Here is a 14,490-nt window from a genome sequence, read left to right on the forward strand (position 1 = left end):
GTCGAACGGGTAGGTACGTAGGTAACCCAGAGAGGAGTAACCGGTCCCGAAGTCGTCCATGTTCAGGCGCACGCCTAGCTCCTTCAGTGCCTGCATGGTATGCAGAGCGCCTTCAACGTCATTGAGCATGACGTTTTCAGTAATTTCCAGTTCCAGGCGATGGGCCGGCAGGCCGGTGGTGCGCAATGCGTCTCCGACGTCGCGAACGACATCGCTGCGGCTGAACTGGGCCGGCGACATGTTTACCGACACCATCACTGCCTGCGGCCAGCCGCGGGCTTTATCGCAGGCTTCCTGCAACACCCAGTTGCCAAGCAACACGATCAGGTCTGACTCTTCGGCCAGCGGGATGAACCGATCCGGGCGCAGCAGACCCAGGCGTGGGTGTTGCCACCTCACGAGGGCCTCAGCCGAGGCGAGCGAGACCCCGTCGACCTTGAAGCGCGGCTGGAAATGCAGCACAAGCTCGCCACGTGGTATGCCGTCGCGTAGTTCGCTTTCCAGCACACGCTTGTCCATCAATGCTGCATTCAGTTGCGCCGAAAAAAAGCGCCAGGTGTTTTTGCCCGCCTGCTTGGCGCTGTAAAGGGCCACGTCAGCGTAGCGGATCAAATCGGTTGGCGTACCGGGATACTCGGCCGACATCACGACACCAAGACTCACACCCACTTGAACACTATGCCCCTCGACTTGCATGGGTCGCCTGATTGCTTCGATCAAGCGGATGCAGAATCGGTCCATGTCCTTGTGATCCCCTGGCCGTGTCACTACGACGATGAACTCGTCGCCTCCCAGGCGGGCGACAAGGTCACTCTCGCGAGTAACCTGACTTAGGCGGCCGGCCACCTCGAGCAACACCGCATCGCCGGCCGGATGCCCCAGGCTGTCGTTGATCGGCTTGAAATTATCAAGATCCAGTATCAGCAGTGCTACCTGGAGGGGGCCAGTGCCGGTAATGGTTTGTTCGAGGAACCGGAACAGCTTGTTGCGATTCGGCAGCCCGGTAAGGGCGTCGTGCAAGGAGAGGTGCTGAATGTGGGCATGTGCGGCTACTTCGTCGGTGATGTCGCTGCAAGTGCCACGAAATCCGGTACAGACGCTCTGATCCACGATTGCGCGGGAAGCGATTGTGCAAATACGCTGTTGGCCAAGATGATCCTGGTACTGGCAGCGTAGGGTACCGGAAGAGCCTGTCGCAGCCAGACTATGAAGCCAGGTCTGGAGATGGCTGGTATCACACGACAGCAGCTCGGTAATCGGGCGCTGTCGCCATACGTCGACAGGATGCCCGGTCAGTTCGCTAAACCGGTCCGACAGGTAGGTTAGTCTCAGGAGCACATCGGTTTCCCAGATCCAGTCCGACGCGGCTTCGGCCACGGCCTTGAAGCGTTCTTCACTCGATTGCAGGGCAGCTCTGGAGATCTCAAGCGCACGGTGGCTACGATCGATCCTGGTGCTGGCCCGCATCGCATAGCGTGCAAACAAGGCAATGGTCAGCGCAATCAGGAGCACAGCGATAGCGAGGGGCGTGATGACTGTCTTGATCAATTGGGAACCAGGCTGCGGTAAATCCCAGGTAAGGGCGCGACCGATGCCTTCGAGTGCAAGAGCACCGCGCCCTTTACGCTGCTCGGTCGAATCGCTTACAGCCACGCCGGACAACCCCGCCGACTTGCCCAGTTCCCACAGCAGCTTAGGCGAAAGAACACGAATGAATACCATCACCGCCGTAGGTTCCGGCAGGTGGTGGGGTTGGGCCTGTGGACGTATCAGTGCAGCGCTGTACAACGATGGCAGGCCACGAAACATGATGTATCCCGAAGTCGCCTGGTCATGCTGCGCGGCTTGGCGAGCAAGGTGCAAGATCTTGCCAGTACTGTCGGTTAGCTGCTCAAGCCCCCGCTCGCTGAGCTGACCTTCCAGCATGGCGTACCGGGTACCGTCATCATCGAGCACGTATACCCCCTCGTACCCATCGGAGGTGAAGAGCGTGGCTCCTACATTATCCTCGATGTATGCCCAATGCGCGTCGACCTGTCTCCCCAGGTGATCGTAGGCGGCCTGCCAATCGGCGTGGGTCAGCAGAAACGTCCTGTCGTTCCTCTGCAGTTGGTTGATGGCCGAATCAGCATGGAAACGGCTTTGCTCCATTTGTTGAACATCGAGCGCCTCGGCGAGGCGGTAGAGGGAAAACAGCCCCAGCAACAGGGCTAACAACAAGATCAGGGAGAACACCAGGATGAGTTGCCCCACCACATGACTACGGGTCGACATTTCATTGTCAGCAAGCACGTCCATTGGTTCACCGTCGCGGTCGAGGTCTCCAAGGGTTGACCGGGGAGCCGGCTTGGAGGTCAATGGCGCTGACGACCGGTGGTGGGCGAAAGGCGTGGTTGATCGACCGACACTGGCAGCATTGCTTGGCACATCCACTGGTTTCATGCCCGCCACAGGTGAACTGCCAGGCCGGCCAGGGCGCAAGCGAACAGCACTTCGATCACGCCCCGCTTGAAGCGGAACAAAGCAATCGCAGCTGCAGCCGCAATAGCCGCGCATGGCCAGTCAAGCGCTCCACCAAAGCCTTTCGGCCAGAGCACGTGGTAGCCGAAGAACAGGGCGAGGTTCAGGATCACGCCCACTACTGCGGCCGTGATCCCTGTCAGCGGTGCGGTAAATTTGATCGCGTTGTGGGTCGACTCTACCAATGGCCCACCGATGAGAATGAACAAGAAAGACGGCAAAAAGGTGAACCAGGTGACGAGGCTCGCCGCGACGGCGCCAGCAAGGAATGGGTGTTCGCTCCCGAACATCGGATTGACGTAGCCACCGACGAAGCCGACGAAGGCGACCACCATGATCAGTGGCCCCGGTGTGGTTTCTCCCAAGGCGAGACCATCGATCATCTGGGTGGGTGTCAGCCACCCGTAGTGCCCTACAGCGCCTTGGTAGACATAGGGCAATACCGCATATGCACCGCCAAAAGTCATCAGTGCGGCCTTCGTGAAGAACCAGCCCATCTGCGTCAGGGTGCCGTCCCAGCCAAACGACAGTGACAGAAGTCCCAGGGGCAGGACCCAGAGCCCAGCACCTATCAGCAGCAGGCATACCAGATGCCTCAAGCTGAAACGGGCATGTTCGGGTGTTGGGGTATCGTCATCGATCAGGGCAGGGCCATAGCTGTTCTTCGCGCCCCCATGACCGCCACCGATCACGAATTTGCCTGGGGCGAAGCGACCACCCACGTAGCCGATGATGGCAGCCACCAGCACGATCAGCGGGAACGGCACGTTGAGGGCGAAGATCGCCACGAACGAGGCGCCGGCCATGGCCCACAGCCAAGCATTCTTCAGGGCTCGCGAGCCAATCCGGTGGGCTGCGTGGAGGACAATCGCCGTCACCGCCGGCTTGATGCCATAGAAAATCCCTGCGACTACCGGTACTTCGCCAAAAGCGACGTAGACCCACGACAAACCGATCAGGATGAACAGCGAAGGTAGCACGAACAACGCGCCGGCAATTACCCCGCCCCATGTGCGGTGCATCAGCCAGCCGATGTAAGTGGCCAGCTGCTGAGCTTCAGGGCCAGGCAGCAACATGCAGTAGTTCAGCGCGTGCAGAAACCGCTTCTCGCTGATCCACCGCCGGCGCTCAACCAGCTCCTGGTGCATGATCGAGATCTGCCCGGCGGGCCCGCCAAAACTGATGAAGCCCAATTTGAGCCAGAACAGGAAGGCTTCATAGAGGCTAATCGGCTGCAGAGTCGCTTGCGATGGCGGCTGCTTGCTCACTGCAGAGGTGGTCTCAGCCATTTGGGGTTTCCTCAATCGCGAAAGCCGTCAGCAGGCCATCAAAGATGCCTCCGGCGACCATTGTCAGTTGATCGTCATCGCCAATGCTCTCTCTCAGGCCGGCGAGGACACGCTCGATACCGGGTGCTTCGGAAGGTTGGTATCCCCCAACATCCAGGTAGTGGATAACACCTGCCAGGCGTGCCAAGCCTGGCTGCTGAACGGCAAAGCTCTCAATGAGGGTTTCGAAGGAAACACGGTGGCCGACGTGGCTGAACATGGCCCCATCAAAATCGAAGCCGAGCGCATCGCTTGGGCAGTCACCTGGACTGTCCAGCCAAATGAATCGGGCGTCGGGATCGATGAAGCGACGGATCAGCCAGGCACATGCCAACCGGTCTACCCATGGGCGCTTTCGCGTTGCCCATCGGCGACCTTGGTATTCGCTGCGTTCCAGCTGGCTGATGGCCTCATCGTGTGCCCTCGGCTCATCGGGGGACAGTGCACGGCTAATCGAGGTCTCAAGCGCCTGCAGGGCCAAATCGGCTTGTGCCTTGAGCACGCCTGGGAAGAAGTCGATCGCCGCCAACTGACCGAAAGCCTTCCTGAGCTTGCGCACCTGCCGGGCTATCTGCAGTGCATTATCCGGGGACAGGTCAGCCCGCCAGCCTGCAATTTCCTCCAGCAGCTTTTCGTACTCATCGCTTCTGTCGAATAGCCCGCTGAAACGCTCCTCGCGCTCAGACAGCGACAGCAGAAATGCCGTGCCGTTGATGGCCAGCACATCTCGCTGCACGGCTTGAAACGCTTCACGGCCCACGCTTTTTTCAGGCAGCAGGTATACGCCATCCCGTAAAACTGCCGCACCAGAGGCCTTCAGGGTTCTCCAAGCGCGCATTCGCTCGGTAGCGTTCGCCGTGGGCAAACCAAGGATCAAAAGCGACCAATCAAGCATGTAGAGATCTCAACATAAAATGTTTATCTATTTACATTATGCAAGACCCACAGAAAAGCAATCCAACACAGGCGGAAGTGGCGTTGGTCAATATCTTCATGAATGCGCGTGACGCGCTCATCGGCCGCAAGCGCCCGCACGTGTTCATTGCTTGCGCGCAGGGTGAGGCAAGTTCTCGATGGCCCGACCGGCGTGGGGTGAGGTTGCGAGGCTGTCCTGCCTCTGGGCTTGACAGTCTAAGCGTGTTTGCAACGCCCGTAGCAACGTTGATTAGCGCCACTGATCCGGCTCAAGACGTGACGCATTGAACACTCAAACCTGAGTGAACGCCTGAACAGGGTAGGGCAACTTTTCTGTCGCCCCTCACTTTCAGGGAGTTCAACATGAAAGCAATCGTGTACAACGGCCCACGTGACGTAGCGGTCAAGGATGTGCCGGACGCAAAAATCGAAAAGCCTACGGATGTGCTGGTACGCATCACGACGACCAACATCTGCGGTTCTGATTTGCACATGTACGAAGGCCGCACCTCATTTGAAGCCGGGAGAGTGTTTGGCCACGAAAATCTCGGTGAGGTCATCGAGGTTGGGGCAGGGGTTGACCGGGTCAAGGTCGGTGATCGGGTCTGCCTACCTTTCAATATCGGCTGTGGGTTCTGTGAGAACTGTGAAAAAGGCCTCACTGGGTTTTGCCTTACAGCGAACCCTGGTGCTGCGGGCGCCGCTTACGGTTTTGCCGACATGGGCCCTTATCAGGGCGGGCAGGCTGAGCTGCTGCGTGTGCCTTATGCGGACTTCAACTGCTTGATACTGCCGGAGGACGCCCAGGAGCGTGAAGACGACTACGTCATGCTCTCGGATATTTTTCCCACCGGTTGGCATGCAACAGAACTGGCCGGCCTGCTTCCGGGTGAGAGCATTGCGATTTACGGCGCGGGGCCTGTCGGCCTGATGGCGGCCCATTCGGCAATCATCAAAGGCGCGTCTCAGGTGTTCGTCATCGACAACCAACCGGATCGGCTGCAACTTGCCGCGCAGCTGGGGGCAACCCCAATCAATGCAGTCGAGCAAAAAGCAGTCGAAGAGATCATGAACCTTACCCACGGCAAAGGCACCGACCGGGGCTGTGAGTGCGTGGGCTACCAGTGCTGCGACAAGCATGGCCATGAAGCGAACTACCTCACCATGAACAACCTGGTCGCTTCCACCAAGGCTACCGGTGGCATTGGCGTAGTAGGCGTGTTCGTGCCTGAAGACCCTGGTGCGAAGAACGACTTGGCGAAAGAGGGCAAGATGGCCTTCGATTTCGGTGCGTTCTGGTTCAAGGGCCAGCAGATCCGCACAGGTCAGGCGAACGTGAAGGCCTACAACCGTCGTCTTGCAGAGCTCATCCAGCATGGGCGTGCCAAGCCTTCCCAGATTATCTCTCATCGTTTGAAGCTTGCTGAAGGCCCAGATGCCTACAAGCACTTCGATGCGCGGGATGATGGCTGGACGAAAGTGGTGCTCAAGCCTGCGGCGTGATCCGCTCTCACTGCTTCCAAGGACGGAAGTTTGGTGAGAAGGGCAACCTGCATGTATTAGAAGCAACCCTCACCGGCTTGTCAGTGCGTTATCACCCGGCAATTTCCAGTTGTGTGTTCTTCCGCCATCCTCGCAGATTCATGGCGCAAGCGAGACGGTTCAACGCAGATGATGTCTGGCGTCATCGTTCAGGATGGCAGCCCCCGATAGCCATTGCAGCCTTGAGGGCTGCCAGGTGAGTCAGGCCCTGCGGAAGGTTGCCCAGATATTGCCCAGTCTGCGCATCGATCATCTCCGAGTAGATGCCTACCCCGTGTGATAGCCCTTTCAAAGCATCTGCATAGGCGGCTACGGCGCGATCCTGGTTACCCAGAATGGCCCAGGCTTCGATCAACCAGAATGTGCAGGCCAGGAAGCAACCTTCCTCTTCCTCTGCATCGGTGTAGCGATAATGGAAAGCTCCGGCCCTAAGATCATGATCAATGGCTTCCAGTGTGCTGCCCATACGTTCTTTACTGGGGTAACCGAACCTGACAGCCAGTGCCAGTGAAGCGTCAAGTCGGTCGCTGTCTGGATAGAACAGGTACGCCTGGCGTTCTTCGCTCCAGCAGTGCGCCTCGATCCATGCCTGGATGCGCTGCCGCTCGCGATCCCAGCGTTCCCGGCAGGTGGTGGGAAGGTGGCCACCATCTGCCAGTTCGATGGCCCGGCTCAAGGCTTGCCAGCAACTGATCTTGGACATCGTGTAGTGCTGCTTTTCCGGTAACTCCCAGATACCGGCGTCCTGCTGACGCCAACAGTCGGCGCATTGGTCGGCAAGGTCTGAGAGGAGCATTGCGCTCGGAGAATCAAGAATGTTGCCGCTGTCGATGAAGCAGCGCGCTGTTTCGAAGATATCGCCGAAGACGCCGTGTTGGAGTTGGTCGCGGGCATCATTGCCGACGACTGGCGGGGAGTTCTTGTAGCCAGGCAGATCGACGGGGCGCACGCAATCACCGATAGCACCGTCCAGGGTATAAAACACCCGTGGCCCATGTTCATCCAACCGGCGCAGTAGCCAAGTGAACGCAGCTTTGGCTTCCGGCTGCGCGCCGATACCCAGAAACGCTTCGATGGTGTAGCCGGCATCGCGTATCCAGGCGAAGCGGTAATCGTAGTTCTTGCTGCCGCCAATCCGTTCGGGAAGGGATGAGGTCGCTGCCGCCATGATCGACCCACTTGGAGAGGACAGCAGAAGCTTGAGGGCCAGCGTATTGCGGACTACTTGGGTCTGGTACGGGCCGTCATAGACCAACCCCTTCGACCATTGGCACCACTCCCGATGCGAGCCGTCGATGCGTTCATCGATCAGGGCCAATGGGGGTACCACCAAGGGCTCATCTCGTCCTGCGATGATTGCGACCACTGAGCGTTGTCCTGCTGCAAGGCTAAGGACAGCACGGACGCCCATGTCGTCTTTGCGTTCGATGTGCACATGATGGTCGTGCAGGAACATGCCGAGTATTCGGCCCGCATGAAAAACGCAGGCATTGTCATTCGGCGCCACGTAGGGGCTTACCGTGTCGGCCTGGGTTCCGAAGTCGATAGCTATCACGAAATCGACTTTACCCTCGATACCTTCGATGCGTCTGGCAAGTTCGGCCCAAGGCAGGCGTCCAGCAGGGCCACTGTTCAAGGATTCCGTCAGCCGGGCACGACCCTGACGGGTAATGAAAATTGTCTCAAGGACGTTGCTGTCTGCCAGGTAGCGGCGCTCAGCAACGAATGGCTCGCTAGGGGTGATGGCAAAGAAGCCTCCAGTCTGAGGGGCCAGCAACTTGTCGAACAGGGGGGGTGAATCCATGTGCGGCACACACCACCAGTCGATGGAACCGTCCAGTCCAATCAGTGCCACGGAACGTCCATCCCCGAGCGCACCATACTGCTCCAGGGGCAACCATCCATCCTCATCTCGCTGAGGTTTGCCCTGTTGGACTTCTGCCGGTTCTCTTTCCATCGGTATGCCTACCAGATCATGTGTTCTGCTTCCGACATGGCTACCTGGCGTCTGGTTCGTCTGAATTGAGTACTGAGCAATCGGGGGCAATTCGGGATGAGCGAGGAGCGGCCCCGTGCCTTACTCGGCAGGAATGATCGAAATCTTTCCGTTGCGTTCGACGATAGCGAACTTCACCTGCTCAATCCTCTCGATGCCTTGGCTGTCCCGCGCTGATTCAAGGATATCGTCCTCCGTGAGGCGTGCCCGACGCATGCGGTGATGCAGAAAGCGCCCATTCTCGACAACCAAGGTAGCGTGCCCATCCAGAAACCTGGCCAAGGGCCTGGAGTTCAGCTTCGCGAGTGAAAGGCCGACGTCCAGAACGATCAGCGTGGCAATCACCAGCATGGCATTGGTGAATGAAAAATCGTCACCCAGAAGCGCCTGCTGGGTGGCTTCCCCGATGATCAGCAACAACACGAAGTCGAAGGTCGTCAAATCGGCCAGCGAGCGCCGCCCGGCCACGCGAAACAGCAGCATGAGGGCGACGTACATTCCGGCTGCGCGGAGGATCGAGTCCATGACGCACTCCTAGGGGTAAAGGAATGTGGAGAAGTGAACGGCGCTTTCAGGGCCAGCCTTGACGCTGCACTCCAGAGTCCCCACGTGCTCACTTCGTAGGGTCAGGTACAGGGTGGCGACCCCATCGTGCTTGGTACCCAGCTGGAACAGCATGGCCTGGCCATGCGACATCGAACGTTGCGGCTCCGGTTGTAACGTCTCGATGCTGGCGTCACGGAGCAATGATCCCTCGAGTTGCAGCTCCACCGGCTGACCAGGAATACCCTGAACGGTGATGAAAAGGCTGTCTGTCGTGCCGCTTCGGCTGAGGCGTTGATACTCAACCCGTACCCGGCCATCCTGGCTGACCACCTCGGCATCGCTCAACGGGCCATTACCGAACAGGCCTGCCAAGGCAAGCAGTACGATGGCCACAAGCACATACCATCCCACGCGCTCGAAGCGCCAGACACGCTGCTGCATCGGCATGTCTTCTTGAACAGGATGACGCCTGGATAGCAGTTCATCTTCCGACATGATCACAGCCCTCAGGCGCGCTCGCCGCGTAACCAGCGCTGGTGATAGTGGGAAAGCCGGGTCAACCCGAACAGCGCGCCTTGGCGCATGACCTCAGACCGCTCGCCGAAGAAACGTTGAGTGCGCGTGAAAACGGCAACGGGGTCGCCGGCAAAAGCCCACGCAAAGCACATCGTCCCCGGTGGTATCCCGGACTCGGGCGCCGGCCCGGCTACCCCGGTGGTGGCGATCACCACATTGGCATCGCTGTCTCGCAAGGCGCCCAAGGCCATTTCCCGGGCTACTGCTTCGCTGGTCAGGCCGTATCGCTCGATGGTTTCGGCGCTGACCCCCAGCAGGCGTTTCTTGGCGCTGGGCGAGTAGACGACATAGCCGCTTTCCAGCACCTCTCCGGTACCCGGTATCGCCGCCAACAACGCCACAAGGCAGCCTGCAGTGCATGATTCTGCTGTGCTCAGAACCAGTTTGTTGTTTTTGAGATAGCCGAGAGTGGCCAGTACAGGGTCGTTTTCCATTCCAGCGTCGACTCGCTTGTTTTGCGGTGGACGCGATCCTGGTGTGTTTGGTTCATCTCATCTACTGCCCGGCTATCTCGAGAAGTGAACCTGACATGAACTTTGCCCGTGCTTTGGCTTCCCTTGTTCAAAGGCAAAGGACAGGAGCGCAAGATGAAGAAACAGAGCAACAGGCAAGAGGACGCCGCGCAGACGAGGCCGCCCGGCGAAGAGGAGCGAGATAACGATGCCCATCGTCCGGATGGGTCCACCGGCACATCCCATGACTCGACAGCGCAAAAAACGGCCCGTGATCACGATCAGCACAAACGCTGAAACTGCCACGCTAAAGGGGGTGAGGCTCGCCAGCACGGCGAGCCTCTTTTGGCTAGAGGATCGGTTTGCCACCCGTCACTGCGTAACGTGAGCCACTGATGTAACTGGCCTCGTCGGAGCCCAGCAGCACGTAGATCGGCGCGACCTCCACCGGTTGACCGGGGCGCCCCATCGGGTAGCTGGAACCAAAGTTCTTGACGGCCTCGTCCGGCATGGTGGCCGGAATCAAAGGCGTCCAGATAGGGCCTGGCGCGACGCTGTTGACCCGAATACCTTTCTTGCCTAGCAGCTGAGCAAGGCCCGCAGTGAAGTTGGCAATGGCCCCCTTGGTCGTGGCATAGGCAAGCAGGCTGGGGGATGGATCGTCGGAATTGACCGAGCTCGTGTTGATGATCGAACTACCCTTGGGCATGGAAGGCAGTGCCGCCTGGCAAATACGGAAGATGGCGGTGATGTTGGTATCGAAGGTCTTGACCCATTCGTCATCGTCAATTTCCTCCAGGGTCTCGTGGGACATCTGGAACGCCGCGTTGTTGACCAGGATGTCGATACGCCCGAACTGGCTGACGGTCTTTTCAACGATGTCGTAGCAGTGCTGTTTATGCGCCAGGTCTCCGGGCAACAGAAGGCATTGACGGCCTGCGGCCTCGACGCAGCGTGCGGTTTCTTGCGCGTCGTCATGCTCATTCAGATAAGCGATGGCGACGTCGGCTCCTTCACGGGCGTAGGCAATCGCTACTGCCCGCCCGATGCCGCTGTCGGCTCCGGTGATGAGTGCAATCTTGCCTTCGAGTCGATTGTGGCCGGTATACGACTGCTCACCACAATCCGGGTAGGGCTCCATCTTGCGCTGTGAGCCGGGGACATTTTGTGGCTGTGAAGGGAAGGGCGGGGTAGGGAAGTCTCGCATGGTAAAAGCTCCTGCAGTTGAGAACGGTCATACCGGTTCGAAAGGCCTGGCCTGTGTGTGTTGGTTTCAATCTGCGGTTGGTACGACGAGCGGTGCGGGCTATCAATTCAATTGAATTCCATGCCCCATCGCCTGTTCTACCGAATTCAGCTCCAGGCTCATCCCGTAGCTCGGAGCCCTACTCCCGGAGCAGCGAGTGCCTCGAATCATTACCCCTACGACCCCTGAGCACGAGATCAGCGAACACAATGCCAGGATGTTTGGCTCTCCCAAGGAGCGTCTGGATTTTTACCGGCGGGAAATCCAGTACGAAACCAGCATCCTCGCCAACCGCACGGACGCCTACCTGGCGGCGCAGTCATTCCTGGTCATCGCCTTCGTCTCCTCCATGGGCAACCTCAATCAAGGATGGGGCGAGATGTTCACCCTGATCGTACCGGCGTTCCTTGCCTTGCTCGGGGTATTGAGCTCGCTCAACGCCTGGCCTGGCATCCGCGCGGCGTACAACATCATCGATCACTGGCAGCTCAAACAAAGTCATTTGCTGCGCAGCGAGCCATTGATGGGACTGGCTTACGACGAATCGCCGCTGTTCTGCGAGGCGGAAACCTCGCGTGCCGGGCATCGAAAGTCATTGCTGTTCTCGCTACGGACGCCGTGGATCTTTCTGGTGTTCTGGGTGCTATTGGGTAGCTACTCGGTATACATCCAGCTGGCCTGAACACGTTTGCGTGAAAACATGGAGGTAACGTTTTGAAGACTGAGGGATTACTGACCGAGCTCCTCAATGCCCGTGGGCCGTGGCGGGCAGGACGAATAGCCCCGGCGCGCCGTCTATACGCAGTGGCTTACCACCTGCCATTTCGATGGAATTATTTGTTCCCTGGTTTGCTCAATAACGCATGACCAGGGAGGGAATTCTGGTGGTCGGTGCTACCTAAGGGGCCTGAGACCTGCATTCCATCAACGTGCTGGAGGTGTTGCCATGCAGCCTAAAACCGAAGGCTCTGAAGAGAAAGGCCCAAGCGACGTACCCTTCATCAACGATCCGGAAAAGCCCACGTCGCCGCCACTGAATGACGCTGATGCCACGGATGCAGCGGAGGCTGAAGAAGACATTCAGGACGATGGCCAATCCCTTTAGAGAGGAGAACCAGCCGATGGACAATTATCACCTCAGCCCGACTTCGGATGGCTGGGAATTGAAGAAAGCCGGTGCTGAGCGAGCCTCGAAACGAGCCGCCACGAAGCAGGAGCTCGTCAGTGTCCTGGCAGATTTCTTCGAGGGCAAGGCGGCGTCCGTGTAGATTCACAAGGCGGACGGCACGCTCGAGGAGGAACGCACCTACCCACGTTCAGCTGACCCGCGCCGTAGCAAAGGTTGAAGACTATAACTGCCTGTGACCTCGGCATTGAGGTCACAGATGCCCAGGGCGTGTTTAGATGGTGGCTAGCGCTGCTGGTTATCTCGAGCAGCTTCATCATCACGCTTATCACGAGGAGCCTGGTGGTGAGGAGCGCATTCGCTGCCCATCGCCTGATACGCCTTACGAAGTTGATGGATTTCCCGGTTATCGAGCGCTTCGAGATCCAATACTGACTGCTCCGCAGATTTTGTAGCGCGGATCAGTTCGGCGAGCTTCACGTGGATGATGTCGTTATCCCGGTTCTGGGTGTTCTGAATCAGGAAAACCATCAGGAATGTGATGATGGTGGTCGACGTGTTGACGATCAGTTGCCAGGTATCGTTGTAGTGAAACCAGGGCCCAGAGGCAGCCCACATGGCAATCAACACCACGGCGATCAAAAAGGTGCTCGGCTTACCGGCGTGGTTGGCGAGCCATTGGCAGAACTGGGCGAATTTCATGACGTCATCTCCATTGCGATCTATAGGGTTTGACCGCAGCGGCGCGCTGAAATCTTTTTTTACATTTACCCCAGGTATCGGGTTAACCACTAAGCGCAGCGGAACGACGTGGCGTCCTGGAACGTCAAAAAAATACTCGAAATCTTCCCAAGGCTTCTGCGCACATGACCTTCATCGTCTGGTTCGCCATGCTGGGCGCAGTCTTGCTGCTGCTCGCACTCTCATCCTCCTATTTGCGCTGGATCCCTGTGACCTCATCCGTAGTGTGCCTTGCCCTGGGTATCGGGCTGGGTACATCGGGGCTGGGTTTTCTTCAACTGGACTTGAGCAAGTCGAGCGGGTGGATGGAGCACCTCACAGAGGTCGCGGTGTTGTTCTCGCTGTTCTTCAGTGGCTTGAAATTGCGCCTGCCCTTGCACAACCGCCGTTGGTGCAGCGCCTTTTTTCTAGCGGGGCCGGTGATGTTGATCTGCATCGGTGGGGTAACGCTGGTGCTGCATTACGGCCTCAGCTTGGGGTGGGGAGTCTCGCTATTGATCGGGGCGATACTCGCACCCACTGACCCCGTGCTCGCAACCCTGGTGCAGGTGGTTGATGCCCAGGACGATGATCTTGTCCGCTTCAGCTTGTCGGGTGAGGCAGGGCTCAACGACGGCGTGGCGTTTCCCTTCGTCATGCTTGGACTGTTCCTGCAACTGGACACTGGCCAGCCTTGGTTCAGTGACTGGTTGCTCAAGGACATGCTGTGGGCAGTAACCGCAGGCCTCTTGCTTGGCTACTGGATGGGGCGCGGCCTGGGCAAACTCACGCTGTTCTTGCGTCTGCGCAACGACGACAGCACTGTCTCGCCCGATGACTATCTGGCCCTTGCCCTGATTGCGTTGACGTACGTGAGCGCCGAGTCGATACAGGCCTATGGGTTCCTCGCGGTGTTCGCTGCGGGCCTCGGTTTACGGCAGGCGGAGGTCAAGACCGCCAATAGCCCAGAAGGGCCGGCTGCTGAACATCTGGTACAGCCTGTGGTTGGTCACCAGCACGTGGCGCCGGAGCTAGCCGTCAAAGGCGATGTGAAAGGGCTCGACGACTCGCAGGTAGCAGCGGGGATCATGTTGGGTGACATGCTGGCTTTCGGAAGCATGATCGAACGGGCAATGGAAGTGTTTCTGGTGACCCTGCTCGGGGTAGTGCTCATTGAGCATTGGGACTGGCGGGCAGTGCTGGTTGCCAGCGCTTTGTTTTTTGTCATTCGCCCCATCAGCATCCTGCTGTTCCCGGCTCGAGGAATGCTGGATATCCGCCAGCGCGGGCTTTTAGGGTGGTTTGGCATTCGAGGTATCGGCAGCTTCTATTACTTGTTCTATGCCCTCAATCATGGGCTGCTTCCCACCTTGGCCGAGCAGAGCATCAACCTGGTGCTGTCAGTGGTGGCGTTGAGCATTCTGCTGCATGGGTTGAGTGTCCAGCCGCTCCTTGCCAGATACGAAGCGTGGAAGGAGAGGGTTTCCTGATGGCTGTTCAACAGAAAAGTGCCAGGGCAGCTA

At 58.5% G+C, this 14,490-nt stretch carries 14 protein-coding genes and 1 pseudogene; 6 read left to right on the forward strand and 9 right to left on the reverse strand.

Annotated elements, in window-relative coordinates; genetic code table 11:
* From APH30_RS02880 to APH30_RS02890, 3 genes are all read right to left on the reverse strand, one after another.
* On the reverse strand, positions 1 to 2,298 hold a 2,298-nt coding region (locus APH30_RS02880), incomplete at its 3' end, for a diguanylate cyclase domain-containing protein (protein ID WP_054911664.1).
* Between the two features lie 140 nt (positions 2,299 to 2,438).
* Positions 2,439 to 3,809 carry a chromate efflux transporter gene (gene chrA / locus APH30_RS02885; RefSeq protein WP_016486352.1) on the reverse strand — a complete coding sequence of 457 codons (1,371 nt, stop codon included), beginning with the start codon at positions 3,807 to 3,809 and terminating at the stop codon, positions 2,439 to 2,441.
* Positions 3,802 to 4,743, reverse strand: coding sequence for a chromate resistance protein ChrB domain-containing protein (locus APH30_RS02890; RefSeq protein WP_145914299.1), 942 nt, complete (start codon positions 4,741 to 4,743; stop codon positions 3,802 to 3,804). Before APH30_RS02890 ends, chrA begins: the two co-directional genes overlap by 8 nt.
* Positions 4,744 to 5,126: 383 nt before the next feature.
* Between APH30_RS02890 and APH30_RS02895 the strand changes: the two genes are divergently transcribed.
* Positions 5,127 to 6,266 (forward strand): glutathione-independent formaldehyde dehydrogenase, encoded by a 1,140-nt coding sequence (locus tag APH30_RS02895; protein ID WP_016486354.1) that lies wholly within the window; start codon positions 5,127 to 5,129, stop codon positions 6,264 to 6,266.
* A gap of 181 nt (positions 6,267 to 6,447) precedes the next feature.
* Here the strand turns inward: APH30_RS02895 and APH30_RS02900 are convergent, their stop codons facing one another.
* The 4 genes from APH30_RS02900 to APH30_RS02915 all read right to left on the reverse strand — a co-directional run bounded on the left by APH30_RS02900 (position 6,448) and on the right by APH30_RS02915 (position 9,857).
* The gene (locus APH30_RS02900) at positions 6,448 to 8,202 is read right to left on the reverse strand and encodes a glycoside hydrolase family 15 protein (protein ID WP_024717778.1); all 1,755 of its coding nucleotides are present in this window, start codon (positions 8,200 to 8,202) and stop codon (positions 6,448 to 6,450) included.
* 180 nt (positions 8,203 to 8,382) lie between these two features.
* Entirely contained in the window at positions 8,383 to 8,826 is a 444-nt protein-coding gene (locus APH30_RS02905; RefSeq protein WP_054888264.1) for a DUF421 domain-containing protein, read from the reverse strand.
* Between the two features lie 9 nt (positions 8,827 to 8,835).
* Positions 8,836 to 9,342 carry a hypothetical protein gene (locus tag APH30_RS02910; RefSeq protein WP_024717777.1) on the reverse strand — a complete coding sequence of 169 codons (507 nt, stop codon included), beginning with the start codon at positions 9,340 to 9,342 and terminating at the stop codon, positions 8,836 to 8,838.
* Positions 9,343 to 9,353: 11 nt separating this feature from the next.
* On the reverse strand, positions 9,354 to 9,857 hold the full coding sequence (locus APH30_RS02915) for a CinA family protein (protein WP_054888265.1): 504 nt from the start codon (positions 9,855 to 9,857) through the stop codon (positions 9,354 to 9,356).
* A 153-nt stretch (positions 9,858 to 10,010) separates the two neighbouring features.
* On the opposite strand from APH30_RS02915, the gene APH30_RS28985 reads away from it, so the two are divergent.
* The gene (locus tag APH30_RS28985; protein ID WP_016486359.1) at positions 10,011 to 10,172 is read left to right on the forward strand and encodes a hypothetical protein; all 162 of its coding nucleotides are present in this window, start codon (positions 10,011 to 10,013) and stop codon (positions 10,170 to 10,172) included.
* Between the two features lie 52 nt (positions 10,173 to 10,224).
* Here APH30_RS28985 and APH30_RS02920 read toward each other — a convergent pair whose 3' ends face one another.
* Positions 10,225 to 11,082, reverse strand: a complete 858-nt coding sequence (locus tag APH30_RS02920; RefSeq protein WP_016486360.1) for a glucose 1-dehydrogenase — start codon at positions 11,080 to 11,082, stop codon at positions 10,225 to 10,227.
* A 196-nt stretch (positions 11,083 to 11,278) separates the two neighbouring features.
* Here APH30_RS02920 and APH30_RS02925 point away from each other — a divergent pair, with 196 nt between their 5' ends.
* The 3 genes and pseudogenes from APH30_RS02925 (at position 11,279) to APH30_RS02930 (ending at position 12,467) form a co-directional block, all read left to right on the forward strand.
* A complete protein-coding gene (locus tag APH30_RS02925) occupies positions 11,279 to 11,803 on the forward strand; it encodes a hypothetical protein (RefSeq protein ID WP_016486361.1) in 525 nt (174 codons plus the stop codon).
* A 264-nt stretch (positions 11,804 to 12,067) separates the two neighbouring features.
* Positions 12,068 to 12,226: a hypothetical protein gene (locus APH30_RS28990; protein WP_016486362.1), complete on the forward strand. Its 159-nt coding sequence runs from the start codon at positions 12,068 to 12,070 to the stop codon at positions 12,224 to 12,226.
* Positions 12,227 to 12,242: 16 nt separating this feature from the next.
* A pseudogene (locus APH30_RS02930) lies at positions 12,243 to 12,467 on the forward strand (DUF2188 domain-containing protein).
* Positions 12,468 to 12,532: 65 nt separating this feature from the next.
* Here APH30_RS02930 and APH30_RS02935 read toward each other — a convergent pair.
* Complete coding sequence (locus APH30_RS02935; RefSeq protein WP_054911665.1) at positions 12,533 to 12,949, reverse strand: low affinity iron permease family protein; 417 nt, start codon at positions 12,947 to 12,949, stop codon at positions 12,533 to 12,535.
* Between the two features lie 164 nt (positions 12,950 to 13,113).
* On the opposite strand from APH30_RS02935, the gene APH30_RS02940 reads away from it, so the two are divergent.
* The gene (locus APH30_RS02940) at positions 13,114 to 14,457 is read left to right on the forward strand and encodes a sodium:proton antiporter (RefSeq protein ID WP_054888266.1); all 1,344 of its coding nucleotides are present in this window, start codon (positions 13,114 to 13,116) and stop codon (positions 14,455 to 14,457) included.
* The last annotated feature ends 33 nt before the right edge of the window (positions 14,458 to 14,490 follow it).

Origin of the sequence: Pseudomonas sp. NBRC 111127, from assembly GCF_001320345.1 — a bacterium.
Lineage (GTDB): Bacteria > Pseudomonadota > Gammaproteobacteria > Pseudomonadales > Pseudomonadaceae > Aquipseudomonas > Aquipseudomonas juntendi.